This is a genomic window from Ramlibacter sp. (assembly GCF_036383835.1).
Taxonomy (GTDB): Bacteria; Pseudomonadota; Gammaproteobacteria; order Burkholderiales; family Burkholderiaceae_C; genus Ramlibacter.
Genome location: NZ_DASVNN010000075.1, coordinates 16,339 through 42,161, shown reverse-complemented (window position 1 = coordinate 42,161; position 25,823 = coordinate 16,339). Strand labels below are relative to the sequence as shown.

General features: G+C 68.0%; 27 protein-coding genes. 20 read left to right on the top strand and 7 right to left on the bottom strand.

Translation table 11 applies throughout. The annotated features are described in order from the left end of the window. Positions 1–83: 83 nt before the first annotated feature. Complete coding sequence (gene ppsR, locus VF522_RS12980; RefSeq protein WP_330908690.1) at positions 84–905, bottom strand: posphoenolpyruvate synthetase regulatory kinase/phosphorylase PpsR; 822 nt, start codon at positions 903–905, stop codon at positions 84–86. A 144-nt stretch (positions 906–1,049) separates the two neighbouring features. On the opposite strand from ppsR, the gene ppsA reads away from it, so the two are divergent. The 11 genes from ppsA to VF522_RS12925 all read left to right on the top strand — a co-directional run bounded on the left by ppsA (position 1,050) and on the right by VF522_RS12925 (position 11,827). After that, positions 1,050–3,440, top strand: a complete 2,391-nt coding sequence (ppsA, locus tag VF522_RS12975) for a phosphoenolpyruvate synthase (protein WP_330908689.1) — start codon at positions 1,050–1,052, stop codon at positions 3,438–3,440. 81 nt (positions 3,441–3,521) lie between these two features. Continuing rightward, entirely contained in the window at positions 3,522–3,791 is a 270-nt protein-coding gene (locus tag VF522_RS12970) for a DUF4212 domain-containing protein (RefSeq protein ID WP_330908688.1), read from the top strand. Positions 3,792–3,801: 10 nt separating this feature from the next. After that, positions 3,802–5,856 (top strand): VC_2705 family sodium/solute symporter, encoded by a 2,055-nt coding sequence (locus tag VF522_RS12965; protein ID WP_330908687.1) that lies wholly within the window; start codon positions 3,802–3,804, stop codon positions 5,854–5,856. A gap of 99 nt (positions 5,857–5,955) precedes the next feature. Beyond that, positions 5,956–7,656: an MFS transporter gene (locus VF522_RS12960; protein WP_330908686.1), complete on the top strand. Its 1,701-nt coding sequence runs from the start codon at positions 5,956–5,958 to the stop codon at positions 7,654–7,656. 69 nt (positions 7,657–7,725) lie between these two features. Then, the gene (locus VF522_RS12955; RefSeq protein ID WP_330908685.1) at positions 7,726–8,244 is read left to right on the top strand and encodes a hypothetical protein; all 519 of its coding nucleotides are present in this window, start codon (positions 7,726–7,728) and stop codon (positions 8,242–8,244) included. A 136-nt stretch (positions 8,245–8,380) separates the two neighbouring features. Then, positions 8,381–8,746: a 30S ribosomal protein S6 gene (rpsF, locus tag VF522_RS12950; RefSeq protein WP_330908684.1), complete on the top strand. Its 366-nt coding sequence runs from the start codon at positions 8,381–8,383 to the stop codon at positions 8,744–8,746. Between the two features lie 20 nt (positions 8,747–8,766). Beyond that, the gene (gene priB / locus VF522_RS12945; protein ID WP_330908683.1) at positions 8,767–9,063 is read left to right on the top strand and encodes a primosomal replication protein N; all 297 of its coding nucleotides are present in this window, start codon (positions 8,767–8,769) and stop codon (positions 9,061–9,063) included. Positions 9,064–9,072: 9 nt separating this feature from the next. Further along, entirely contained in the window at positions 9,073–9,354 is a 282-nt protein-coding gene (gene rpsR / locus VF522_RS12940; protein ID WP_330908682.1) for a 30S ribosomal protein S18, read from the top strand. A 10-nt stretch (positions 9,355–9,364) separates the two neighbouring features. Then, the gene (gene rplI, locus VF522_RS12935) at positions 9,365–9,817 is read left to right on the top strand and encodes a 50S ribosomal protein L9 (protein ID WP_330908681.1); all 453 of its coding nucleotides are present in this window, start codon (positions 9,365–9,367) and stop codon (positions 9,815–9,817) included. A 159-nt stretch (positions 9,818–9,976) separates the two neighbouring features. Beyond that, complete coding sequence (dnaB, locus tag VF522_RS12930) at positions 9,977–11,386, top strand: replicative DNA helicase (RefSeq protein ID WP_330908680.1); 1,410 nt, start codon at positions 9,977–9,979, stop codon at positions 11,384–11,386. An 81-nt stretch (positions 11,387–11,467) separates the two neighbouring features. Next, entirely contained in the window at positions 11,468–11,827 is a 360-nt protein-coding gene (locus tag VF522_RS12925; protein ID WP_330908679.1) for a hypothetical protein, read from the top strand. A 103-nt stretch (positions 11,828–11,930) separates the two neighbouring features. Here VF522_RS12925 and VF522_RS12920 read toward each other — a convergent pair whose 3' ends face one another. The 3 genes from VF522_RS12920 to VF522_RS12910 all read right to left on the bottom strand — a co-directional run bounded on the left by VF522_RS12920 (position 11,931) and on the right by VF522_RS12910 (position 14,801). Further along, positions 11,931–13,622, bottom strand: a complete 1,692-nt coding sequence (locus VF522_RS12920) for a PhoH family protein (protein WP_330908678.1) — start codon at positions 13,620–13,622, stop codon at positions 11,931–11,933. A 202-nt stretch (positions 13,623–13,824) separates the two neighbouring features. Further along, entirely contained in the window at positions 13,825–14,301 is a 477-nt protein-coding gene (locus VF522_RS12915) for a peroxiredoxin (protein WP_330908677.1), read from the bottom strand. 125 nt (positions 14,302–14,426) lie between these two features. Beyond that, positions 14,427–14,801, bottom strand: a complete 375-nt coding sequence (locus tag VF522_RS12910) for an Mth938-like domain-containing protein (RefSeq protein ID WP_330908676.1) — start codon at positions 14,799–14,801, stop codon at positions 14,427–14,429. 95 nt (positions 14,802–14,896) lie between these two features. Between VF522_RS12910 and VF522_RS12905 the strand changes: the two genes are divergently transcribed. From VF522_RS12905 to VF522_RS12875, 7 genes are read left to right on the top strand one after another with little or no spacing between them, the layout of a single operon-like run. After that, entirely contained in the window at positions 14,897–16,123 is a 1,227-nt protein-coding gene (locus tag VF522_RS12905) for a pyridoxal phosphate-dependent aminotransferase (protein WP_330908675.1), read from the top strand. Then, positions 16,120–17,442 carry a homoserine dehydrogenase gene (locus VF522_RS12900; protein ID WP_330908674.1) on the top strand — a complete coding sequence of 441 codons (1,323 nt, stop codon included), beginning with the start codon at positions 16,120–16,122 and terminating at the stop codon, positions 17,440–17,442. The genes VF522_RS12905 and VF522_RS12900 overlap by 4 nt, the downstream gene beginning before the upstream one ends. A gap of 9 nt (positions 17,443–17,451) precedes the next feature. Continuing rightward, the gene (gene thrC / locus VF522_RS12895) at positions 17,452–18,864 is read left to right on the top strand and encodes a threonine synthase (protein ID WP_330908673.1); all 1,413 of its coding nucleotides are present in this window, start codon (positions 17,452–17,454) and stop codon (positions 18,862–18,864) included. Beyond that, the gene (gene mobB / locus VF522_RS12890) at positions 18,861–19,394 is read left to right on the top strand and encodes a molybdopterin-guanine dinucleotide biosynthesis protein B (RefSeq protein ID WP_330908672.1); all 534 of its coding nucleotides are present in this window, start codon (positions 18,861–18,863) and stop codon (positions 19,392–19,394) included. The genes thrC and mobB overlap by 4 nt, the downstream gene beginning before the upstream one ends. Next, on the top strand, positions 19,394–20,620 hold the full coding sequence (glp, locus tag VF522_RS12885) for a gephyrin-like molybdotransferase Glp (protein WP_330908705.1): 1,227 nt from the start codon (positions 19,394–19,396) through the stop codon (positions 20,618–20,620). Before mobB ends, glp begins: the two co-directional genes overlap by 1 nt. Beyond that, positions 20,617–20,868 carry a molybdopterin converting factor subunit 1 gene (gene moaD, locus VF522_RS12880; protein WP_330908671.1) on the top strand — a complete coding sequence of 84 codons (252 nt, stop codon included), beginning with the start codon at positions 20,617–20,619 and terminating at the stop codon, positions 20,866–20,868. The genes glp and moaD overlap by 4 nt, the downstream gene beginning before the upstream one ends. Positions 20,869–20,872: 4 nt before the next feature. Then, entirely contained in the window at positions 20,873–21,346 is a 474-nt protein-coding gene (locus tag VF522_RS12875; RefSeq protein ID WP_330908670.1) for a molybdenum cofactor biosynthesis protein MoaE, read from the top strand. Between the two features lie 25 nt (positions 21,347–21,371). On the opposite strand, the gene VF522_RS12870 is transcribed toward VF522_RS12875, so the two are convergent. Next, positions 21,372–22,352 carry a Bug family tripartite tricarboxylate transporter substrate binding protein gene (locus VF522_RS12870; protein WP_330908669.1) on the bottom strand — a complete coding sequence of 327 codons (981 nt, stop codon included), beginning with the start codon at positions 22,350–22,352 and terminating at the stop codon, positions 21,372–21,374. Between the two features lie 23 nt (positions 22,353–22,375). Then, complete coding sequence (locus tag VF522_RS12865; protein WP_330908668.1) at positions 22,376–22,885, bottom strand: MarR family transcriptional regulator; 510 nt, start codon at positions 22,883–22,885, stop codon at positions 22,376–22,378. Positions 22,886–22,980: 95 nt separating this feature from the next. Between VF522_RS12865 and VF522_RS12860 the strand changes: the two genes are divergently transcribed. Both VF522_RS12860 and VF522_RS12855 read left to right on the top strand, forming a co-directional pair. Continuing rightward, positions 22,981–23,955, top strand: coding sequence for a tripartite tricarboxylate transporter substrate binding protein (locus VF522_RS12860; protein ID WP_330908667.1), 975 nt, complete (start codon positions 22,981–22,983; stop codon positions 23,953–23,955). 9 nt (positions 23,956–23,964) lie between these two features. After that, positions 23,965–25,194, top strand: a complete 1,230-nt coding sequence (locus tag VF522_RS12855; RefSeq protein WP_330908666.1) for a flavin-dependent oxidoreductase — start codon at positions 23,965–23,967, stop codon at positions 25,192–25,194. A 21-nt stretch (positions 25,195–25,215) separates the two neighbouring features. On the opposite strand, the gene VF522_RS12850 is transcribed toward VF522_RS12855, so the two are convergent. Then, the gene (locus VF522_RS12850) at positions 25,216–25,791 is read right to left on the bottom strand and encodes a hypothetical protein (RefSeq protein ID WP_330908665.1); all 576 of its coding nucleotides are present in this window, start codon (positions 25,789–25,791) and stop codon (positions 25,216–25,218) included. Between the last annotated feature and the right edge of the window lie 32 nt (positions 25,792–25,823).

The following is a 25,823-nucleotide window of genomic DNA, read 5'->3' as shown; positions in this document are numbered from 1 at the left end:
CCTTTTCCCATTGAAAGGGGCCATGGGGGTCTTAGGTGTCGGCTATCGCGCCCTGTGCTAGCGCGTGCCGGTGAAGCCGAGGCTCAGTACTCCAGCCGCTCGGGCCGGATCTCCTGCAGGATCGTGGTGGCGATCTCCTCGATCGACTTGGTCGTGGTCGAGAGCCAGCGGACGCCTTCGCGCCGCATCATCGCCTCGGCCTGCGCGACCTCCTCGCGGCAGTTCTCCAGCGAGGCGTAGCGGGAGTTGGGCCGGCGCTCGTTGCGGATCTCGCTCAGGCGGTCCGGCAGGATCGTCAGGCCGAACAGCTTCTTGCGGTGCGGCGCCAGCGCCGGGGGCAGCACGCGGCGCTCGAAGTCCTCCGGGATCAGCGGATAGTTCGCCGCCTTCAGTCCGTGCTGCATGGCCAGGTACAGCGAAGTCGGCGTCTTGCCGCTGCGGCTGACGCCGATCAGGATCACGTCGGCCTGCTCCAGGTCGCGGTTGGACTGGCCGTCGTCGTGCGCCAGGCTGAAGTTGATCGCCTCGATGCGGTCGTGGTATTCCTTGCTCTTGCTGACATCGGAGAAGCGGCCCACGCGGTGGCTCGACTTCATGCCCAGCTCGATCTCCAGCGGCCGCACGAAGGTGCCGAACATGTCGAGCACCATCGCCTTGCAGCCTTCCTCGATCACTTGCAGCACCTCGACGTTCACCAGCGTGGTGAACACCACGGGCCGCCGGCCCTCGACTTCCGCCGTGTGGTTGATCTGCCGCACCACCTGGTGCGCCTTGTCGACGGTGTCGATGAAAGGCAGGCGCACGTGCCTGGGCTTGAACTCGAATTGGGCCAGGATGGCATTGCCGAAAGTCTCGGCCGTGATGCCGGTGCCATCGGAGACGAAGAAGACGGTGCGGGTGTGCATAGGGACCTACAATCCCGCCCATTATCCGAATTCCGAGCCGATGACCCGCCGCAGCCCATTCGAACAAGCACAAAGCCCGTCGGCGGGGCTCCATCGCGCCATGCGCCTGCGCGCAGACCCAGTTTCAACTTCCGGAGTCTTCCCATGTCTGCACGTTTCAGCGCGACCGCCCTGGTCGTTCCGTTTGAGAACCTGAGAATGACCGACGTCGAGGCGGTCGGCGGCAAGAACGCCAGCCTCGGCGAAATGATCTCGCAGCTGCCGCATGGCGTGCGCGTGCCCACCGGCTTCGCCACCACGGCCCATGCCTTCCGCGAGTTCCTGCAGCATGGCGGCCTGGACAAGCGCATCCAGGAACGCCTGGCGAAGCTCGATACCGAAGACGTGCGGGCGCTGGCCGCGGCCGGCGCGGAGATCCGCGGCTGGCTGGAGGCGCAGCCTTTCCCGGCCGAGCTCGAGCGCGAGATCCGTGCCCATTTCGAGAAGCTCTCGGCCGGCAACCCCCAGGCCAGCTTCGCCGTGCGCTCCTCGGCGACGGCGGAAGACCTGCCCGACGCCTCCTTCGCCGGCCAGCAGGAAACCTTCCTGAACGTGGTCGGCATCGACGACGTGCTGCACAAGATGAAGGAGGTCTTCGCCTCCCTCTACAACGACCGCGCCATCAGCTACCGCGTGCACAAGGGCTTCGCCCACGAGCACGTCGCGCTGTCCGCCGGCGTGCAGCGCATGGTGCGCTCCGACCTCGGCGCCGCCGGCGTGATGTTCACCATCGACACCGAATCGGGCTTTCCCGACGTCGTCTTCGTCACCTCCAGCTACGGCCTGGGCGAGACGGTGGTGCAGGGCGCCGTGAACCCGGACGAGTTCTACGTCCACAAGCCGATGCTCAAGGCGGGCAAGCAGTCCGTGATCCGCCGCAACCTCGGCTCCAAGCTGATCCAGATGGTGTTCAGCAGCGACGCCGAGAAGGCGCAAAGCGGCAAGCTGGTGAAGACGGTCGACGTGCCGCTGGAGCAGCGCAACCGCTATTCGCTCACCGACGACGACGTGATGGAGCTCGCCCGCTACGCGCTGGTGATCGAGCAGCACTACGGCCGGCCGATGGACATCGAGTGGGGCAAGGACGGCACCGACGGCCAGCTCTACATCCTGCAGGCGCGGCCCGAGACGGTGAAGAGCCAGCAGGACGGCAAGTCCGAGATGCGCTACAAGTTGAAGAGCAAGGGCACGGTGCTCGCCGAAGGCCGCGCGATCGGCCAGAAGGTCGGCACGGGCCCGGTGCGCCTGGTGCACAGCACGGCGGAGATGGACCGCGTGCAGCCCGGCGACGTGCTGGTGACCGACATGACCGACCCCAACTGGGAGCCGGTGATGAAGCGCGCCAGCGCCATCGTCACCAACCGCGGCGGCCGCACCTGCCACGCGGCGATCATCGCGCGCGAACTGGGCATCCCGGCCGTCGTCGGCTGCGGCAGCGCCACCGAGACGCTGAAGGACGGCACGCTGGTCACGGTGAGCTGCGCCGAGGGCGACACCGGCTTCATCTACGACGGCCTGCTGGAGACCGAGGTCACCGAGGTGCAGCGCGGCGAGATGCCGCCGATCAAGACCAAGATCGCGATGAACGTGGGCAACCCGCAGCTCGCCTTCGACTTCGCGCAGCTGCCGAACCACGGCGTGGGCCTGGCCCGCCTCGAGTTCATCATCAACAACAACATCGGCGTCCACCCGAAGGCGATCCTCGACTACCCCAACGTCGACGCCGACCTGAAGAAGGCGGTGGAGTCGGTGGCGCGCGGCCATGCCTCGCCGCGCGCCTTCTACGTCGACAAGGTGGCCGAGGGCGTGGCGACCATCGCCGCCGCGTTCTGGCCCAAGCCGGTGATCGTGCGCCTGTCGGACTTCAAGTCCAACGAGTACCGCAAGCTCATTGGCGGCAGCCGCTACGAGCCCGAGGAAGAGAACCCGATGCTGGGCTTCCGCGGCGCGGCGCGCTACATCAGCAAGGACTTCTCCGAAGCCTTCGCGATGGAGTGCGAGGCGCTGCTGCGGGTGCGCGAGCAGATGGGACTGACCAACGTGCAGGTGATGGTTCCCTTCGTGCGCACGCTGTCGCAGGCGGAGCGGGTCACCCAGCTGCTGGCCGACAAGGGCCTCAAGCGCGGCGAGAACGATCTCAAGCTGATCATGATGTGCGAGATCCCCAGCAATGCGATCCTGGCCGAGGAGTTCCTGAAGTTCTTCGACGGCTTCTCCATCGGCTCCAACGACCTCACGCAGCTGACCCTCGGCCTGGACCGCGACTCCGGCCTGGAACTGCTCGCGGCGGACTTCGACGAGCGCGATCCCGCGGTGAAGGCGATGCTCTCGCGCGCCATCCAGGCCTGCGTGAAGCAGGGCAAGTACGTGGGCATCTGCGGCCAGGGCCCCAGCGACCACCCGGACTTCGCGGCCTGGCTGGTGCAGGAAGGCATCACCTCGATCTCGCTGAATCCCGACAGCGTGATCGCGACCTGGCAGCAGCTCGCGGGCTGAGGCTGTCGTGCGGCTGGAGCGCGTCCCCGGCCTGCCGCAAACACCTAGGCGGCGCCGGCGCGGCGATGCGATGATCGCGCAATGGATGACCTGCAGTCCGCGGCGGAGCGCCAACCCCGCGTGCGCGCCCTCAAGCTGGTGCTGCTGCTGCTGTGGGCCGGCGTCGCCTTCGGCACCAGCTTCTTCGCGCGCGCGCTCGACTTCAGCCTCTTCGGCTGGCGCTTCGGCTACTGGTTCGCGGCGCAGGGCGCGCTCCTGGCCTTCATCGCCATCGTGGCGGGCTATGCCTGGGCGATGAACCGGCTGGCGCCGGAAGACGCGCTGCCGCCCGGCGTGGACGAGGTCAAGTGAGGGCGCGCCGGTGAACCGCTACGAGCGGCGCGTCGGCCGCATCCTGTTCTACTTCATCACCGGCTTCGCCGTGTTCCTGCTGGTGCTCGCGTGGGCCGAGCAGCAGGGACTCTCGCGCTTCTGGCTCGGGCCGATCTTCCTGTTCTCCACCGTGATGATGTATGCGGTGATCGGCATCCGCAGCCGCACCACCGACCCGGAGGAGTACTACGTCGCCGCGCGGCGCATCCCGCCGGTCTACAACGGCATGGCCGCCGCCGCCGACTGGATGAGCGCCGCCTCGTTCATCTCCATGGCGGGCGGCCTCTACCTCCAGGGTTACGGCGGCACCGACGCGCAGGCCGGCGGGCTCGCGTACGTGCTGGGATGGACCGGCGGCTTCTGCCTGGTGGCGCTGCTGATCGCGCCGCACCTGCGCCGCCTGAACCTGTACACGGTGCCGGACTACTTCCACGTGCGCTACGGCGGCGAATGGCCACGCCGCCTCGGCGCGTTCGCCGCGGTGATCTGCTCCTTCGTCTACGTGGTGGCGCAGATCTACGGCATCGGCCTGATCGCCTCGCGGCTGACGGGCGTGCAGTTCGAGATCGGCATCCTGCTCGGTCTCGGCGGCGTGCTGCTCTGCTCCTTCCTGGGCGGCATGAAGGCCATCACCTGGACGCAGGTGGCGCAGTACGTGGTGATGCTGCTCGCCTTCCTGATCCCCGTGTCCTGGCTCGCGTACAAGCAGCTCGGGCAGCCGGCGGCGCCGCTGGTGTACGGCACCCAGCTGGAACGCATCCGCACGCTGGAGGACCGGATCGCGCAGGATCCGGCGGAACGCGAGGTCGCGGCGATCTTCCTGCGGCGCGCGCGCGAGTACGAGGCGCGGCTGCAGGACGTGGAAGGCGCGCTCGCGCGCGAACGCGCCGCCGCGCAGCAGCGCATCCGCGCGCTCAAGGCGCAGGGCGCCGATTCCGCGCAGATCGTGCAGGCGCACCGGGCGCTCGCCTCGCTGCCGCGCGATGCCGCCACCGCGCGCGAAACCTGGACGCGCGCGCTGCACGAGAGCTACGACCGCGCCAAGCCGCTCGGGGGCATGCCCCGCCACACCCAGCCCTTCGCCGGCGACCCCGAGGGTTCGGCGCAGGAGCGCGAGGCCTTCGAGACCTCGCGGCGCAACTTCCTTGCGCTGATGTTCTGCCTGATGGTGGGCACGGCCGGACTGCCGCACCTGCTCACGCGCTACTACACGACACCGACCGTTGCGGCGGCGCGGTCCTCGGTCGCCTGGTCGCTGTTCTTCATCGTGCTGGTGTACGTCAGCGCGCCGGCGCTCGCCGCGCTGGTGAAGTTCGAGGTGATGAACAACCTGGTGGGCAGCAGCTTCGATGCCTTGCCGGCGTGGATCGCCCAGTGGAGCAGGGTGGACCCATCGCTGCTCTCGGTCGCCGACGTCAACGGCGACCGCATCCTGCAATGGGGCGAGATCCGCCTGGGTGCCGACATCATCATGCTGGCGACCCCGGAGCTCGGTGGCCTGCCGTACGTGATCTCCGGCCTGGTCGCCGCGGGCGGACTGGCGGCGGCGCTCTCCACGGCCGACGGCCTGCTGCTCACCATCAGCAATGCGCTGGTGCGCGACCTGTTCTGCCACGACGTGCGCCCGCAGCTGAAGCCGCAGCAGCGCGTGATCCTGTCGAAGTTCGTGTTGATGGGGGTGGCGCTGATCGCCGCGATCGTGGCCACCGGCAAGCCGGCCGACATCCTGCCGCTGGTCTCCGCGTCGTTCTCGCTTGCCGGCTCGGCGCTGTTCCCGGCGATGCTGCTCGGGATCTTCTGGCGCGGCGCCAACCGCAGCGGCGCCGCCGCCGGCATGCTCGCGGGCCTGTGCGTCACCGTGTACTACATGGCCAGCAACGCCGCGCCGGTGCGTGCACTCCTCGGGCTGCCCCCGGGGCAGCAGCTGTGGTTCGGCATCCAGCCCCTGTCGGCGGCGGTTTTCGGCGTCCCCGTCGGCCTGGTGACAACCTGGGCAGTGAGCCTGGTTGCGGGTCGCGTCCGGATGACTAGGGGAATCTCCTAGGAAGAACGGCGGGGGTGCGTCAGGCTGGCGTCAGACGCCGTCCAAACACTGCCCCTTCCCATCCATAGGGCCCGCAAGGGCCATCCCTGAGGAGACAACATGGCAACAGCATCCGCGAATGTCATGGGGCCGGGCGCCGCGAGCGCGCCCATGACGCGAGAGGAAAAGAAGGTCATCTTCGCCTCCTCGCTCGGCACCGTGTTCGAGTGGTACGACTTCTACCTGTACGGATCGCTGGCGGCGGTGATCGCCGCGCAGTTCTTCTCGGGCCTGGACCCGACCTCGGGGTACATCTTCGCGCTGCTCGCCTTCGCGGCCGGCTTCCTGGTGCGCCCCTTCGGCGCCATCGTGTTCGGCCGCCTGGGCGACATGATCGGGCGCAAGTACACCTTCCTGGTCACGATCCTGATCATGGGTGCGTCCACCTTCATCGTGGGCCTGCTCCCGAACTACAAGGCGATCGGCATCGCCGCCCCGGTGATCCTGATCGCGCTGCGCCTCCTGCAGGGCCTTGCGCTCGGTGGCGAGTACGGCGGCGCGGCGACCTACGTCGCCGAACATGCGCCGCACGGCAAGCGCGGTGCCTACACCTCGTGGATCCAGACCACGGCGACGCTGGGCCTGTTCCTGTCGCTGCTGGTGATCCTGGGCGTGCGCGAGTCCATGGATCCCAAGGCCTGGGCCGAGTGGGGCTGGCGCATCCCCTTCCTGGTGTCGATCGTGCTGCTCGCCGTGTCCGTGTGGATCCGGCTGAGCCTGAACGAGTCGCCGGCCTTCCAGAAGATGAAGTCGGAAGGCAAGACCTCCAAGGCGCCGCTGAAGGAATCCTTCGGCGAGTGGCGCAACCTGAAGATCGTGATCCTGGCGCTGCTGGGCCTCACCGCCGGCCAGGCCGTGGTCTGGTACACCGGCCAGTTCTACGCGCTGTTCTTCCTGACCACGATCGCCAAGGTGGACGTGACGACGGCCAACCTGCTGATCGCCGCCTCGCTGCTGATCGGCACGCCTTTCTTCATCGTCTTCGGCGCGCTGTCGGACCGCATCGGCCGCAAGCCGATCATCATGGCCGGCTGCCTGATCGCCGCGCTCACCTACTTCGCGGTGTTCCCGATGCTGCTGAAGGCCGCCAATCCCGGCCTGGTCGCGGCGCAGCAGGCCACCAAGGTGACGGTCACGGCCGATCCCAAGCAATGCTCCTTCCAGGGCAGCCCGATCGCCCGCGAGATCGACTTCACGAGCGCGTGCGACATCGCCAAGCGCGCGCTGACCCAGTCGTACATCCCCTACGAGAACGTGGCCGGTCCTGCGGGGTCCGCGGCGACGATCACCATCGGCGGCACGGTCATCACCGCGCCGTCGGCGACGCTCAACGAGCAGCGCCACGGCTTCTCCGCGGAATCCGGCAAGGCCATCGCGGACTTCAAGAAGCAGTTGGGCGACACCGCCAAGGCCGCCGGCCTGACGCAGCCGGCCGACAAGGCCAAGATGAACACGGTCACGGTGCTGGCCATCCTGGTCTTCCTCGTGATCCTGGTGACCATGGTCTACGGCCCGATCGCCGCCATGCTGGTGGAACTGTTCCCCACCCGCATCCGCTACACCTCGATGAGCCTGCCGTACCACATCGGCAACGGCTGGTTCGGCGGCCTGCTGCCCACCACCGCCTTCGCGATGGTCGCGGCGACCGGCGACCTCTACTACGGCCTGTGGTATCCGGTCATCGTCGCGGCGGGCACCTTCGTGATCGGCATGCTGTTCGTGCGCGAAACCAAGGACGTCGACATCTACTCGCGCGACTGATCCGTTTGGGGGAGACGCGAAAAAAGCCCGCCTCGTGCGGGCTTTTTGATGGCGTAATCCGCAACTGTCATGACCTTGTCCAAGACCGCCGCCGGCCACCAGGTGCTGAAGGATCGCTCCTCCGGCCTGTCGCCGCGCCAGCGCACCGCGCTGATCCTGCTGGATGGCAAGCGCAGCCTGGACGAGGTGCTGGCGGCCACGGCGCAAGGCGGCGTCACGCTCGCGGACATCCACCGGCTGGTCGAAATGGGGCTGGTGGCGGAAGAGGGCGGCGCCAGCGGTCCCGCGCCTCTCGACAGCCGGCTGCCGGCCATCGACAGCGCGCCGGCTCCGCTTTACAGCGAGCCCATGCCCCTGACGCCCCCGGCCGCCACCACGGCCTCGCAGGCGGAGTACGAGCGCTACCTGCGCGCTTACAAGGTGGCGATCCAGCTCACCGCGGAGCTTGGCGCGCGCGGCGGCCGCCTGCACCTGGCGGTGGAAGCGGCGGAAAACCTCGAGGAACTGGTGGCGCTGGCGCCGCGCATCCGGGCCGCGGTGCTGCCCCTGAAATTCGCCCGCTTCGAAGCCGCCCTCAACGGCCACTGAACCCCTGCCGGACGGCAGCGGGACCCGCGGGCTATAATCGCGGGCTTTCCCCTTGCCGCACCCCGTGTTGACGCCGGAGGCGGCTATTCCAGACGCGCCGCGTGCCACGCGGCGCACCCATCCACAAGGAGTTTCAATGCGTCACTATGAAATCGTCTTGCTGATCCACCCGGATCAAAGCGAGCAGGTTCCGGCCATGCTGGAGCGCTACAAGGGCATGATCACCACCGGCAACGGCAAGGTGCACCGTGTCGAGGACTGGGGCCGCCGCCAGCTGGCCTACCAGATCAACAAGCTCGCCAAGGCCCACTTCCTGTGCATCAACATCGAGGCCGACCAGGCCGTGATGTCCGAGCTGGAGCATGCGTTCCGCTTCAACGATGCCGTGCTGCGCCACCTGACCGTGGTGAAGAAGAAGGCCGACACCGGCCCGTCCTCCATGATGAAGACCGTGGAGCGCGAGGAAGCCCGCAAGGCGCAACAGGCGGAGTTCCAGTCCTAAGCGGCGAGAACTCGCCGGGTGTGAACCAGACGCTCCTGAGCGCCCGTATCGCGGAGGCCAAGCCCCTGCGTTACACCCCCGCCGGACTGCCCGCCCTCGACCTGCGGCTCGAACACGAGTCGGAGACGGTGGAGGCGGGAACCAGGCGGCAGGTGAAGGTGGAGATCAGGGCCGTTGCCTTCGGGACCGACGCGGAAACGCTCTCCCGCCAGGCGATCGGCAGTTCGTTCCGGTTCACGGGCTTTCTCGCGGCGTTCCGCCACGGCAAGCACCCGGTCCTGCACATCCAGTCATTCCAGCAAGATCAACATTCATAGGAGTCCACCATGCCCGGATTCAAGAAGTTCAACAAGGACAAGCGTCCGAAGCGCAACACGCAGTCGCTGCTGTTCAAGCGCAAGCGCTTCTGCCGCTTCACCGTCGCCGGCGTCGAAGAGATCGACTACAAGGACATCGACACCCTGCGCGACTTCGTTTCCGAGAACGGCAAGATCATCCCGGCGCGCCTGACGGGCACCCGCGCGATCTACCAGCGCCAGCTGAACACCGCCATCAAGCGCGCGCGCTTCCTGGCCCTGCTGCCGTACTCCGACCAGCACCGCATCTGAGGAAGTAGCCATGCAAGTCATCCTGCTCGAGAAAGTGGTCAACCTGGGCAACCTGGGCGAGATCGTGAAGGTGCGTGACGGCTACGCCCGCAACTTCCTGATCCCGCAGGGCCATGCCCGCCGCGCCACCGAGGCCAACAAGGCCGAATTCGAAGCCAAGCGCGCCGAACTGGAAAAGCAGGCCGCCGCCAAGCTGTCCGAAGCGCAAGCCCAGGGCGAGAAGCTGGCCGGCCAGACCGTCAAGCTGACCCAGAAGGCCGGCGTCGACGGCCGCCTGTTCGGTTCCGTCACCAACCACGACATCGCCGAAGAACTCACCAAGATGGGTTTCCCGGTCGCGAAGGCCCAGGTGCGCATGCCCAACGGCCCGATCAAGACCGTCGGCGACAGCACCGTTTCCGTGGCGCTGCACACGGACGTGGTGGTCGACATCAACGCGACGGTGTACGGCGAGACGGCGTAAGCCTCCCGCCTTCCAGGAAAGCCGCCCCCGGGCGGCTTTTTTCTTGTCCGGCGGACTTGTCCCGCGATTTCCACAGCCTGACGGCTGGATATCCACACAGTTATTCCTTGGACCTTGCCGCCCCTGGCCGGACAATCCGTGGAGAGAAATGAGAGCCCCATGTCCGCAGTGTTGAGTGCCGTCGAAGACGATTTCCCCCGTGACCGGCAGGTGGCGCAATTGCGCATCCCGCCGCATTCGGTCGAGGCGGAGTCGAGCGTGCTCGGCGGCCTGCTGCTGGACAACGGCGCCTGGGACCGCGTGGGCGACCTGCTGGTCGACGGCGACTTCTACCGCTACGAGCACAAGCTGGTCTACGCCGCGATCGGCTTGCTGGTCAATGCCAGCAAGCCGGCCGACGTGATCACCGTCTTCGAGGCGCTGCAGTCGCAGGGCAAGGCCGAGGAGATCGGCGGGCTGCCCTACCTGAACTCGCTGGCCCAGTACGTCCCGAGCGCGGCGAACATCCGCCGCTACGCCGAGATCGTGCGGGAGCGTTCGGTGCTGCGCAAGCTGGTCTCGGCGAGCGACGAGATCGCCACGGCGGCCTTCAATCCGCAGGGCAAGCCGGTCGAGAAGATCCTCGACGAGGCCGAACAGAAGATCTTCAACATCGGGGAAGAGGGCTCGCGGTCGAAGCAGGGCTTCCATTCGATGGACAGCCTCGTCGTCACGCTGCTGGACCGCGTCCAGGAGATGGCGGACAACCCGAACGACATCACGGGCGTGCCCACCGGCTTCTACGACTTCGACCGCATGACGTCCGGCATGCAGGCCGGCGACCTGATCGTCCTGGCGGCCCGCCCTTCCATGGGCAAGACCTCGCTGGCGATCAACATCGCCGAGCACGTGGCCCTCAACGAAGGCCTGCCGGTGGCGGTGTTCTCCATGGAAATGGGCGCGAACCAGCTGGCGGTGCGTATCGTCGGCTCCATCGGCCGCATCGACCAGGGCCACCTGCGCACCGGCAAGCTGACCGACGACGAATGGCCGCGCCTCACCGAAGCGATCGAGAAGCTGCGCAACATCCAGCTGCACATCGACGAGACGCCCGGCCTCACCGTGAGCGAACTGCGCGCCAACGCCCGGCGCCTTGCGCGCCAGTGCGGCGGCAAGCTGGGCCTGATCGTGGTCGACTACCTGCAGCTCATGAGCGTGTCCGGCGGCATGAGCGACGAGAACCGCGCCACCGCCGTGGGCGAGATCTCGCGCGGCCTGAAGATGCTGGCCAAGGAGCTCGGCTGCCCGCTGATCGCACTGTCGCAGCTGTCGCGCGCGGTGGAGCAGCGCACCGACAAGCGCCCGATGATGAGCGACCTGCGCGAATCGGGCGCCATCGAGCAGGACGCCGACGTGATCATGTTCATCTACCGCGACGACTACTACAACAAGGACTCCAAGGAGCCGGGCGTCTCGGAAGTGATCATCAGCAAGCAGCGTAACGGCCCCACGGGCACGGTGAAGCTCGCCTTCATGAAGCAGCTGACCAAGTTCGAGAACCTCGCCAGCGGCGGCAGCGACGACTTTTAAGGCGCTGCTTCCACGCCGCGTTCCTACGTGGCGCGGCCGCAGGGCGGGCGATGCTGGCTCCAGCAGATCCTGGAGAAGACCATGCAAGAGATCGACCTGGTGCCTACCCTTGCCGAGGCCAACGTGCCGGTGCCCGCCGAGCAGGTGCCGCCGGGGCTGGAGGGGCCGTCGACGCTGGACAAGATGAAGGCGGCCGACGAGGCACGGCCCGGTTTTCCCGGCGAGCACTGGCTGGTGCTGGCGATCGGCATCGCGCTGTGGCAGGTGACGCGCAAGCATCGCAACTACCTCGTTCGCACGGCCGGTGCCTTGGGCGCCAGCGCGCTGGTGGCCCGTGCGGCCAGCGGCCGCGAGGGCCTGTCGAAGGTGCTGCGCTACACGCCGTTCGGGCGCAGCATCTCGGCCTGCCCGCCTTGCGACCCGAACGCGCAACGCGGTTAACCGTCATCCCCGGGCAGGCGGGGATCCAAGGCATCCAAAAGCAGAAGGGGCGCGACGCGCCCCTTCTGCATGCCCTGGGCCCCCGCCTCCGCGGGGGTGACGATCACAAGACGTCCGAAGCGAAATCCGCCAGCCGCGACCGTTCGCCCCGCGCCAGCGTGATGTGCCCGCTGTGCGGCCAGCCCTTGAACTTGTCCACCGCGAACGTGAGGCCCGAGGAGCCTTCCGTGAGGTAGGGCGTGTCGATCTGCGCCAGGTTGCCCATGCAGATGATCTTGGTGCCGGGGCCCGCGCGCGTGATCAGCGTCTTCATCTGCTTGGGCGTGAGGTTCTGCGCCTCGTCGATGATCACGTACTTGTTCAGGAAGGTCCGCCCGCGCATGAAGTTCATGCTCTTGATCTTGATCTTGGAGCGGATCAGCTCGTTGGTCGCGGCGCGGCCCCATTCGCCACCGGTGCCTTCCGTCTTGCCCAGGACCTCGAGGTTGTCGTCCAGCGCGCCCATCCACGGGCCCATCTTCTCCTCCTCGGTGCCGGGGAGGAAGCCGATGTCCTCGCCCACGCTCACGGTGGCGCGGGTCATGATGATCTCGGTGTAGCGGCGCTCGTCCAGCACCTGCGTGAGGCCCGCGGCCAGTGCCATCAGCGTCTTGCCGGTGCCCGCCGTGCCCGAGAGCGTCACGAAGTCCACTTCCGGGTCCATCAGCAGGTTCATCGCGAAGTTCTGCTCGCGGTTGCGCGTGGTCACGCCCCACACCGCGTTCTTCAGGTGGCCGTAGTCCTTCAGCGTCTTGAGCACCGCCGTCTTGCCGCGGATCTCGGTCACGCGCGCGTAGAGGCTGGGTTCGCCCGGCGCCTCGAAGAACACGAACTGGTTGATGAACAGGCTGGGCACGATCGGCCCGCTGATCCGGTAGAAGGTGTGCTGGCCCGACTGCCAGCTCTCCACCGTCTTGCCGTGCTTGGACCAGAAGTCCGGGGGCAGGGCGAGCGAACCCGAATACATCAGGTCCAGGTCGTCCAGCGTCTTGTCGTTGCGGTAGTCCTCGGTGACCAGGCCCAGCGCGCGCGCCTTGACGCGCATGTTGATGTCCTTGGACACCAGCACCACCTGCCGCGGCGCATGCTTTTCCTGCAGCGCCTGCACGACGCTCAGGATTTGATTGTCGGCCTTGCCCGGGGGCAGGCCCAGCGGCAGCCCGGTGGTGGACAGCGGCATGGTCTGGAAGAACAGGCAGCCGCCGGCTTCCTTGTGGCCGGTGGTGTCGAGCCGCAGGCCGTGCGCGATGTCCGCGCCCTGCGTGCCGGCCAGGGCGTCCAGCGAGCGGCTGGCCTGGCGGGCGTTGCGCGCGACCTCGCTGGTGCCCTTCTTGTGGCCGTCGAGCTCCTCCAGCACGATCATCGGCAGGAAGATGTCGTGCTCGTCGAAGCGGAACAGGCTCATCGGGTCGTGCATCAGCACGTTCGTGTCGAGCACGAACATCTTGGCCGGGCCGTTGGACTTCTTCTTCTTGGGCTGGGGCGCCGGGACGGTCACGTCCTTCTTGCGCCTGGCCGCCGGCTGCGGCTCGTCCAGGTAGGTCTCGACGTCCGCTTCGTCGTACGTCCCCAGCGGCACGTCGCCGCCGCCGGCGCGGGGGTCGAAGTCGTCCTGCGCCTGCGGGCGCTCCAGCAGCGTTTCAGCTGCCGGAGCCTCCGTTTTTCGCGCGCCCTTGTGCGAGGAACGGGCCGGAGCGTCGAAGGCTGCCGGCGAAAGCATGGTGGCGCGCTTGGTCGGTGCAGGAGGCAGGGGCATGGGTGGTACGGCTTCCGGATGAGATACGCGGGAAACAAAAAAGCCGCCAGGCGGGCCGGGCGGCTTCTTGCGGGCTGACGGTGATGACGCGGTGCGTCGTGATCAACGGCATGAACCCATTATGCACAGCCGCCGTGACGCAACAATGTCGGACGGCGGCCTGTTGTGCTGAAGCGTCAAAGCCGGGCAGCAGCGTCCGTGCTCAGGCGGCCTTCTTCAGCAGCTTGACGGCCTTGAGCACCTCGTCGACGTGGCCGGGGACCTTCAGGCCGCGCCACTCCTGCTTGAGGATGCCGTCGGCGCCCACCAGGAAGGTGCTGCGCTCGATGCCCTTCACCTTCTTGCCGTACATGATCTTGTTCTTGACCACGCCGAACATGTGGCACATCTTTTCCTCGGTGTCGGCGATGAGCTCGAAGGGCAGTTCCAGCTTGGACTTGAATTCGTCGTGCGACTTCATGTTGTCGCGCGACACGCCGAACACCACGGCGCCGGCCTTCACGAAGTCCTTGTACTTGTCGCGGAACTGCATGGCTTCCGTGGTGCAGCCGGGGGTGTTGTCCTTCGGGTAGAAGTACAGCACGAGGATCTGCCCCAGGTGGGACTGGTTGGTGACCTTGAGGCCGCCGGTGGCGTTCGCTTCGAATTCTGGGAGGGGTTTGTTGACAACGATCGCCATAGAGTCCTAGCGGGGTATGTGGTTCTGTGGTGTGTGACAGTCTTGCTCGTTGGCGGCAGGCTTCGCGCAGGCCGAGCCGCAACACGCGATTTTACCGCCAAAAGCCTATTCCGCGCCCGGGGGGATCAGGGTGCCGTTTCGAGGAGGAGGGCTACTGCCACTTCGCGACCCTCCTGCGCCAGGATGTTGTACGTCCGGCAGGCCGCGGCGGTGTCCATGGTCTCGATGCCGATGCGCCGCGCCGCCAGGGGCGCCAGCCACGCGGGCCGGGGAAAGCGGATGCGCGCGCCGCTGCCGAAGATCACCACCTCCACGCGCAGCTTGGCCAGCACCTCGAAATCGGCGGGGCCGAGGTCCTCGTAGTGCGCCGCCCAGGGAATGCGTTCGCCGCTGGAGGCGATCACGACGCCATGCGTGATCTTTTCACCGGCCACGGAAACCCAGCCCGGGCCGTAGCCGCTGATGGTCTGGACGTCGGATTGATCGGGCTGGAGCTTCAAGGGAAGTGGGAGTGGTGTCCTTGCTCGGGAGCGCGCGCATGGACTTATGGTCAAATTATAGGTTTCACCTCGTCTCACCGCCCTCGGGAGGGCCATTGAAGACCGTCCACAAGTCCGCCAAGCTCGCCAACGTCCTGTACGACATCCGTGGCCCCATCATGGATGCCGCCCGGCAGATGGAGGAGGAGGGCCACAAGGTCATCAAGCTGAACATCGGCAACCTCGCGCCCTTCGGCTTCGACGCGCCCGAGGAGATCCAGCAGGACATGATCCGCAACCTGCCGAACTCGGCGGGCTACTCCGACAGCAAGGGCATCTTCGCCGCGCGCAAGGCGGTGATGCACTACACGCAGCAGCAGGGCATCAAGGGCGTCACGCTCGACGACGTCTACCTGGGCAACGGCGCGAGCGAGCTGATCGCGCTCGCCACCAATTCGCTGCTGGACGAAGGCGACGAGCTGCTCATTCCCTCGCCGGACTACCCGCTGTGGACCGCCTGCACGGCGCTCGCCGGCGGCACCCCGGTGCACTACATGTGCGACGAGGCCAACGGCTGGATGCCCGATCCCGAGGACATCCGCCGCAAGATCACGCCGGCCACCAAGGGCATCGTGGTGATCAACCCGAACAACCCGACCGGCGCGCTGTACTCCGACGAGCTGCTCAGGGAGATCGTCGCGATCGCCCGCCAGCACGGCCTGGTGATCCTGGCCGACGAGGTGTACGACAAGGTCCTGTACGAAGGCGTGAAGCACACCGCCATCGCCAGCCTGTCGGAAGACGTGGTCACGCTGACCTTCAACTCGCTGTCCAAGAGCTACCGCTCCTGCGGCTACCGCGCCGGCTGGCTGGTGGTTTCGGGCGACAAGAAGGCGGCCGCCGACTACATCGAGGGCCTCACCATGCTCTCGAACATGCGCCTGTGCGCCAACGTGCCGGGCCAGTGGGCGATCCAGACGGCGCTGGGCGGCTACCAGAGCATCAACGAGCTGGTGGGCCCAGGCGGCCGGCTGCGCCGCCAGCGCGACCTCGCCTACGAGCTGATCACCGCCATCCCCGGCGTCGCCTGCAACAAGCCGCAGGCGGCGCTCTACATGTTCCCCCGCCTGGATCCCAAGCTGTACCCGATCCAGGACGACCGCCAGTTCTTCCTGGAACTGCTGCAGCAGACGCGCGTGATGCTGGTCCAGGGTTCGGGCTTCAACTACCCGGACAACCAGCACTTCCGCATCGTCTTCCTGCCGCACGAGGACGACCTGCGCGAGGCCGTCGGCCGCATCGCGCGCTTCCTCGACCAATATCGCAAACGCAACTCCAAATGAAACCGATCCAAGTCGGCCTGCTGGGCATCGGCACCGTGGGCAGCGGTGTCTTCAATGTCCTGAAGCGCAACCAGGCCGAAATCAAGCGCCGCGCGGGCCGCGGCATCGAAATCACGATGGTCGCGGACCTCGACACCGCGCGCGCCGAAGCCGTCGTCGGCGGCAACGCCAGGGTGGTCAAGGATGCCCGCGAGATCATCGCCAATCCGGACATCGACATCGTCATCGAGCTGATCGGGGGCTACGGCATCGCCCGCCAGCTGGTGATGGAAGCCATCGCGCAGGGCAAGCACGTCGTCACCGCCAACAAGGCGCTGCTCGCGGTGCACGGCACCGAGATCTTCGCCGCCGCGCACGACAAGGGCGTGATGGTGGCCTTCGAGGCCGCCGTGGCCGGCGGCATCCCGATCATCAAGTCGCTGCGCGAGGGCCTCACCGCCAACCGCATCGAGTGGATCGCCGGCATCATCAACGGCACCACCAACTTCATCCTCTCGGAGATGCGGGACAAGGGCCTGGACTTCGACGTGGTGCTGAAGGAGGCGCAGCGCCTGGGCTACGCCGAGGCCGACCCGACCTTCGACATCGAGGGCGTGGACGCCGCGCACAAGGCGACGATCATGAGCGCCATCGCCTTCGGCGTGCCGGTGCAGTTCGACAAGGCCTACGTCGAGGGCATCACCAAGCTCTCCTCGCAGGACATCGAGTACGCCGAGCACCTCGGCTACCGCATCAAGCTGCTGGGCATCACCAAGCGCACCGACAAGGGCATCGAGCTGCGCGTGCACCCGACGCTGGTGCCGCGCAAGCGCCTGATCGCCAACGTCGAAGGCGCGATGAACGCGGTGATGGTGCAGGGCGACGCCGTCGGCACCACGCTGTACTACGGCAAGGGCGCGGGCAGCGAGCCCACCGCCAGCGCCGTGATCGCGGACCTGGTGGACGTCACGCGCCTGCACACGGTCGATGCCGCGCACCGCGTGCCGCACCTGGCGTTCCAGCCGGAGGCCCTGAGCGACGAGTCGGTGCTGCCCATGAGCGAGGTGGTCACGAGCTACTACCTGCGCCTGCGCGTGGCCGACCAGGCCGGCGTGCTGGCCAAGGTGGCGAGCCTGCTGGCGAACGCCGGCATCAGCATCGACGCGATGCTGCAGCGCGAGGCCTCCGCCGTTGGCGGCCAGGGCTCCACCCAGACCGACATCATCCTGCTGACGCACAGCGTGCGCGAAGGCACGATGAACGAGGTGCTCGCGCAGATGCAGGGCCTGGCGACGGTGCTGGCGCCCATCACGCGCATCCGCAAGGAAGAACTGGCCTGAGGCCGACCCATGCTGTACCTGTCCACCCGCGGCCACCCGGACCGCAAGCACTTCTGCGAGATCCTGCTCGAAGGCCTGGCGCCCGATGGCGGCCTCTACCTGCCTGAAAGCTATCCGCGCGTAGCCGCCGCCACGCTCGCCAGGTGGCGCGGCCTGCCCTACCACGAGCTCGCGTTCGAGATCCTGTCGCTGTACATCGACGACATCCCGGCGGACGACCTGCGCGCCATCTGCCGCAAGACCTACACCCCCGAGGTGTTCGGCACGCGCGAGATCGTGCCGCTGAAGAAGCTGGAAGAGGGCGTGGTCCTCGAGGCCCTCTCCAACGGCCCGACGCTCGCCTTCAAGGACATGGCGATGCAGCTGCTGGGCAACCTGTTCGAGTACGAACTGGGCCGCCGCGGCGAAGAGCTGAACATCCTGGGCGCGACCTCCGGCGACACCGGCAGCGCCGCCGAATACGCGATGCGCGGCAAGAAGGGCGTGCGCGTGTTCATGACGTCCCCGAACGGCCGCATGAGCCCCTTCCAGCAGGCGCAGATGTTCAGCCTGCAGGACCCGAACATCCACAACCTCGCCGTCGAAGGCGTCTTCGACGATTGCCAGGACATCGTCAAGGCGGTGTCGAACGACCTCGCGTTCAAGCGCAGGTACCGCATCGGCACGGTCAACTCGATCAACTGGGCGCGGCTGGTCGCGCAAGTCGTCTACTACTTCGCCGGCTACTTCCAGGCGACGAAGTCCAATGACGAGCGCGTGAGTTTCGCCGTTCCCTCCGGCAACTTCGGCAACATCTGCGCCGGCCACGTGGCGCGCTCGATGGGCCTGCCGATCGCCCGCCTGGTGCTGGCCACCAACGAGAACGACGTCCTCGACGAGTTCTTCCGCACCGGCACCTACCGCGTGCGCGGCAGCCAGGACACCTACGAGACTTCCAGCCCCTCGATGGACATCTCCAAGGCGAGCAACTTCGAGCGCTTCGTGTTCGACCTGCTCGGACGGGACGCCGCGAAACTGCGCAAGCTGTTCGGCGAAGAGCTCGGAACGCAAGGGCAGTTCCACCTCGGCGAAGAGGTCATGCGGCGGGCGCGTGAGCAGTACGGTTTCGTCTCCGGCAAGAGCACGCACGCCGACCGCCTGGCGACGATTCGCGACACCTGGCAGCGCTTCGGCACCATGATCGACACCCACACGGCCGATGGCCTGAAGGTCGCGCGCGAGCGCCGCCAGCCGGGCGAAGCGATCGTGGTGCTGGAGACCGCGCTGCCGATCAAGTTCGCCGCGACCATCGTGGAGGCCCTCGGCCGCGAGCCCGACCGCCCCGCGAAGTTCATCGGCATCGAAGACCTGCCCAAGCGCGTGACCGTGCTGCCGGCCGACGCCGCGCAGATCAAGCAATTCATCGCGACGCACTGCGCATGAAGGTCGTCGGCTTCGCGGGTTTCTCCGGCGCGGGCAAGACCCACCTGGTGGAACAGCTGATCCCCGCGCTGAAGATGCGCGGCCTGCGGGTGTCCGTGGTGAAGCATGCGCACCACGACTTCGACATCGACCATCCCGGCAAGGACACCTATCGCCACCGCGAAGCGGGTGCCTTCGAGGTGGTCGTCGCTTCCGATCGCCGTCTCGCGCTGATGCGCGAATTCGAGCACCAGGGACCGCTGTCGGTGCACCACCTGCTGGCCGAGCTGTGGGACGGCGTCGACTGGGTGCTGGTCGAGGGCTTCAAGGGCAGCAACCTGCTGAAGGTCGAGGTCTGGCGCGCCGCCGCCGGCAAGCCGGCCCGCTACCCCGACGACGATTTCGTCGTGGCGATCGCCACCGACTCGCCGGACCAGCTGCCGCAGTCCACCCTGCGGCCGGTGCTGGATCTCAACCACCCCGACGCCGTGGCGCAGTGGCTGGTCGAGAATGGGGACCGGTTCGACTACGACCCGGAGAGATACGCGTGATGACGCCGCGGCCGCCGCTGCGACCCCTGGACGACGCCCTGGCGGCGTTGCTGGCCCATGCGCAGCCGCTGGCCGGCACCGAGACGGTTTCCAGTTTCGAGGCCGACGGCCGCGTGCTGGCCGAGGACCTCGTGTCCGCGCTGCAGGTCCCGCCGCAGGACAACAGCTCCATGGACGGCTATGCGGTGCGCAGCGCGGAGATCGCCGACGAGGGCGTGCCGCTGCCGGTGAGCCAGCGCATCCCCGCCGGCGCGGCCGCGCAGCCGCTGCAACCGGGGACGGCCGCGCGCATCTTCACCGGCGCCACTGTGCCCCAAGGTGCCGACGCGATCGTGATGCAGGAGGACACCGAGCCTCTCGACGACGGGCGCGTGCGCATCCTGCGCGTGCCGTCGCGCGGCCAGTGGATCCGCGCGAGCGGCGAGGACATCACCCGCGGCAGCACGGTGCTGGCGCGCGGCGACCGCATCGGTCCCGCGGCGCAGGGCCTGGCCGCCAGCATCGGCCGCGACAAGCTGCAAGTGGCGCGCCGCCCGCGCGTGGCGCTGTTCTCCACCGGCGACGAGCTCGTGATGCCGGGCACGGTTGCCCCCGAGGCGATGCGCCCGGGCGCGATCTACAACTCCAACCGCTTCTTCCTGCGCAGCCTGCTGCAGCGCCTGGGCTGCGAGGTGCGCGACCTCGGCATCGTGCCGGACCAGCGCGAGGCCACCGTGCTGGCGCTGCGCGAGGCGTCGCGCGACAACGACCTGATCCTCACCAGCGGCGGCGTGTCCGTCGGCGAGGAAGACCACATCAAGCCGGCGGTGCAGCAGCTCGGTTCGCTGGACCTCTGGCAGATCTCGATGAAGCCGGGGAAGCCATTCGCGTATGGACGCGTGGCCGATGCGCACTTCATCGGCCTGCCGGGCAATCCCGTCTCCAGCTTCGTCACCTTCCTGCTGCTGGTGCGGCCTTTCCTGCTGAAGCTGCAGGGCGCGACGCAGATCGCCCCGACCGCCGTGCGCCTGCCGGCGCACTTCGACTGGCCGCGCGCCGACAAGCGCCGCGAGTTCCTGCGCGCGCGCCGCAATGCGGAAGGCGGCCTGGAGCTGTTTCCCAACCAGAGTTCCGGCGTGCTGACGTCCACGGTGTGGGCCGACGGCCTGATCGACGTGGCCGGCGGCCAGTCGATCGCGCGGGGCGACCTGGTGCGCTTCCTGCCGCTGGCGGAGCTGCTCGCATGAACGTCAAGATCCGCTATTTCGCCTCGGTCCGCGAAGCGGTGGGGCAGGGCGGGGAATCGCTGCAGACCCGCGGCGAAACCCTGGGCGCATTGCGCGACGAGCTGATCGCGCGCGGCGAGCCCTACGCCACGGCGCTGGCGCGCGGCAAGGCCGTGCGCATGGCGCTGGACCAGGACATGAGCGACGAATCGGTGGCCCTGCGCGAGGGCTGCGAGGTCGCCTTCTTCCCGCCCGTCACCGGGGGCTGAAGCCATGGCCGCGCGCGTGAGCATCCAGACGCAGGACTTCGACGTCGCCGCGGAGATCGCCGCGTTGCGTCGCGACGATCCCGGCGTGGGCGCCGTCTGCAGCTTCATCGGCACGGTCCGCGACCGCAACGACGGCAGCGCGGTGAGCGCGATGGAGCTGGAGCACTACCCCGGCATGACGGAGAAGGCGATCGAGCGGATGATCGACGAGGCCTTCCGCCGCTTCGACATCCGTGCCGCCCGAGTGATCCACCGCGTGGGTCCGCTGCAGCTGCAGGACCAGATCGTGCTGGTGGTGGTTACGTCCTCGCACCGCGGCGAGAGCTTCCGCGCCTGCGAATTCCTGATGGACTACCTGAAGACCCAGGCGCCGTTCTGGAAGAAGGAAACCACGCCGGAGGGCGAGCGCTGGGTGGATGCGCGCGTGGCGGACGATGCGGCGCTGGAGCGGTGGGGGATCGCGAGCCGGAACGGCTGAAACCGGACGTCCGGTTGTCCGGCTTCTACTTCGGCTGGAAGCCGCTCGCCTTGATGATCCGCTCCCAGCTCGCCGTATAGCCCTTCACGCGATTCGTGAACGCCCCCTGCGGCTGGTACGCCACCGTCAGCCCCATCTGCGTGAGGTGCTCGCGCACGTCCGGCATCGCGATCACCTTCGCCAGCGCCTGGTTGAAGCGGTCCAGCACCGGCTGCGGCGTGCCCGCGGGTGCGAACAGGCCGTAGTAGGGCAGGTCCTCCAGGCCCTTGATGCCCAGCTCCGCGAAGGTCGGCACGTCCGGCAGGATGGCCTGGCGCTTGTCGCCGATCACCGCCACCACGCGCAGCTTGCCCGCCTTGTGGTTCTCGATGAAGTCCGGAATGGACGCCACGCCGGCCTTGATCTGGTGGCCCAGCATGTCGGCCATCATGGGCGCGCTGCCTCGGTACGGCGCGGCCTGCAGGTCCAGCGCGTAGCGCTTGCCGACCATGCCCACCAGGAACTCGGGGATGGAACCCGGGGCCGGCACGCCGATGGTGTCCTTGCCGCCGGCGTGCTGCACGTGGCGCACGTAGTCGGAAACCGACTTCGCCGGCGTGCCGCCGGAGACGGCCAGCGCGTTGGCGAAGGTCGCGAAGCCGGCGACCGGCACGAAGTCCACGGCCGGATCGAAGCCGGGATTCTTCGTCACCAGCGGCAGGATCGAGATCGAGTGGTCGTGGCTGAGGAAGAAGGTGTGGCCGTCGGCGGCCGCGGCCTTCAGCGCCTGCGCCGCGATCTGGCCGCCCGCGCCGGCACGGTTCTCCACCACCACCGGCGCGCCCAGCTGGTCCTTCAGCTTCTCGGCGAGCGTGCGGGCGATCGCGTCGGTGCCGCCGCCGGGCGGGAAGCCGACCAGGATGCGGATCGGCGGGCCGGACTGGGCCTGGGCGAGGCCACAGGCGGTGGCGAAGAGGCCTGCCAGGAGCAGGCGGCGCAGGGGCTGGAGGCGGTGGGAGTCGGCCATGCGGCGAGCATAGCCGCGGGCGCTCAGGCGGCCTGACGGCTCGCTGGCGCGGGGGGCGGCACGAAGGCGGCGCGGGCCTCCTCCTCCAGTTCGCCGGTCAGCAGCTGCAGCAGGTACAGCAGCTGGTCCTGCTGCTCCTTGTCCAGGGGGCCCATCAGCCGCCTGTAGGCCTTCTCCGCCGGCCTCTGCGCCTGCTGCAGCACCCGCGTGCCTTCGGCGGTCAGGCTCACCGACACGTTGCGGCGGTTGTCCTCCGAGGGACCGCGGGCGACGAAGCCGCGCGTTTCCAGCCCGCGCAGGACCCGCAGCACGGTGACCTTGTCGAAGCCGAGCGCCCGCGCGAGGCTGGACTGGCCCAGCCCGGGATGCGCCTGCAGCACGGTGAGCACGCCGAACTGCGCCGGCGTCAGGGCGAGCTCCTTGCAGGCGTCCTCGAACACCGCCGCCGAGATCTGGTGGGCGCGTCGCAGCAGGAAGCCGGGCCTGGCATAGAGGCGGGAGAGGCTGGTGGGGAGCTTGGTGGCTGCGGGCACTGCGGGTGGGCGGTGATTGAGGGTATCCGCCCATTGTGCACCGGGGCGGCCAGTTCCATAATCGTTAGCATGCCAACTCGCAACACCGAATCGCAATGAAACAACTCATGCGCGCGGCTGCGGCCGTCCTTTCCCTCGCAGGCCTGGCTCTTGCCGCGCAGGCGCAGCAGCCCGCCGGCAGCGGCGCCCCGCTGAAGCTCGTGGTGCCGTTCACGCCCGGCACGGGCATCGACATCGTGGCCCGCACCGTCGGCCCGCGCCTCAGCCAGCGCCTGAACCGCCCGGTGGTCGTGGAGAACCGCACCGGCGCCTCCGGCAACATCGGCACCGAAGCCGTCGTGCGCTCCCCGGCGGACGGCAACACGCTGCTGGTGAGCGTGAACACGCTGGTGATGAACCGCGGCCTGTATCCGCACCTGCCTTTCGACCCGCTCAAGGACCTCGTGCCGGTGGCGCTCACCAGCTGGGGCCAGCTGATCCTGGTCACGCATCCCGGCACGAAATTCAGGACGGCGGGCGACCTGGTCGCCGCCGCCAAGGCCAAGCCGGGCCGCCTGAACTACGCCAGCCCCGGCGTCGGCACGCCGCACCACATGTCCATGGAGCTGTTCAAGCAGACCGCGGGCGTGTTCCTCACCCACATCCCCTACCGCGGCACCTCGCAGGCCGTCACCGACCTGCTGGGCGGCCAGGTGGACGCGATGTTCCTGCCGATCCACGTGGCGCTGCCGCACGTCAAGTCCGGCAAGCTGGTCGCGCTGGCCATCGGCAGCGACAAGCGCCACGCGCTGCTGCCCGACGTGCCCACCATCGCGCAGGCGAAGGCCGGCAACGTCAACGTCGACATGTGGTTCGGCATCTTCGCCCCGCCCGGCACGGCCGCCGACGAAGTGAACCGCCTGAACCGCGAGCTGAAGGACATCCTCGCGCTGCCGGAAGTGCGCACCGCGTTCCAGACGCAGGGCATGGACCCGCAGTGGAGCACGCCGGACGATTTCAAGCGCCTGGTGGCGCGCGACGCCGAACGCTGGGCCAACGTGGTCCGCACGGCCAACATCAAGCCTGAGTAAAGAAAAGACATGCGCATTGCAGTAGTCGGGGGAGGCATCGGCGGCCTCGCGTTGGCGCTCGGTTTGCACCAGCGCGGGATCGCCTGCGACGTCTACGAGGGCGTCGCCGAAGTGAAGGAACTGGGCGTCGGCATCACGCTGCTGCCCCACGCCGTGAGGGAGCTGGCCGCGCTGGGCGTGCAGCCCCAGCTGGAGGCCCTGGGCATCGAGAACCTGGAGAGCGTGTTCTTCAACCGCTGGGGCCAGTACATCTATCGCGAGCCGCGCGGCCGGCATGCGGGCTACAGCGTGCCGGAACTGGGCATGCACCGCGGCAAGCTGCACGGCGTGCTGTACCAGGCGGCGCTGCAGCGGATCGGCGCGGAGCGCATCCACCTCGCGCACCGCTGCACGGGCGTGGACCAGGACGGCGGCAAGGCCACGCTGTTCTTCAACGACGCGAACGGCCAGCCGCGCGCGCCGGTGCAGGCCGACATCGTGATCGCCTGCGACGGCGTGAATTCGGCGGTGCGCCGCCAGTTCTACCCGCAGGAGAAGCCCGCCTTCGCCGGCATCAACACCTGGCGCGGCGTGACGGTGCACAAGCCGATCCTCACCGGCAAGACCTACATGCGCATCGGCTCGATCGACACGGGCAAGATCGTGATCTACCCGATCGTCGACAACGTGGATGGCAAGGGCAACCAGTTGATCAACTGGACGGCCGAGATCCGCCATCCCGACATGGGCATGAACGACTGGAACAAGCCGGGCCGGCTGCAAGACGTGCTGCCGATCTACCAGGACTGGAAGTTCGACTGGCTCGACGTGCCCAACCTGATCGCCACGGCCAGCGAGATCCTCGAGTACCCGATGGTCGACAAGGACCCCGTGCCGCGCTGGACCTTCGGCCGCGTGACCTTCCTCGGCGACGCGGCCCACCCGATGTACCCGCGCGGCTCCAACGGCAGCGCGCAGGCGCTGATCGACGCCCGCACGCTGTCCGACCTGTTCGCGGAGGGCGGCGACCTGGTGCAGGCGCTGCAACGCTACGAGTCGTTGCGGCTGCCCGCCACCGCCAAGGTGGTGGAGACCAACCGCACCGTGCCGCCGGACTTCATCATCATGAAGGCCGACGAGCTCAGCGGCGGCAAGCCTTTCCCGGGCAGCATCGACGACCTGGTGAGCCAGGACGAACTGCGCCGCATCTCCGACGACTACAAGCAGGTGGCGGGCTTCTCGCTGCAGAGCGTCAAATAACCCGTCATTCCCGCGCAGGCGTCAATTCAAATACCGCGGCCGCGACGCGTCGCCGCCGCCTTCCTCCGCCGGCGGTTCCACCGGGGCCACCGGCGCGAAGCCTTCGCGCCAGCCGGACTGCAGCAGCGCCTGGTCCAGCAGGTGCATGAGCCCCTGCATCAGCTTGGGCTGCATCTCCATCTGGAAGCTGCGCGGCTTGGCGTCGCCGCCCGGCGCACGCTCGTTGAAGTTCAGGCGCAGCGGCCCGTTCGCGAGCGGCGTCGCATCCACGTCCGTCACCAGCAGCGGATCCTCCCCCAGCGGCAGGCGGTCCTCTTCCTTGTAGGGCGTGTCGAAGTCCGCGTGCTGCAGGAACTCCTCCTTGCGGAAGTCCGCGAGCATCCTTTTTAGCTCCGCGTTGGCGCCCGCGAGCGACGCGCCCGCCGACTCCAGCTTGAGCAGGTGCTCGGTGAGCAGCTTGGACAGCAGGGGCCACAGGCCGACCATGAGCCGGCGCGTCAGCCACATGCGCATCTCCTCGCCTTCGGTCGTGTTGATGCGCATGAGGATGCGGTCCTGCTCGGGCAGGTAGGTCACCGACATCTGGTGGATCTGCATCCGCCCGATTCTAGTCACCCTCCTGTCGAGGC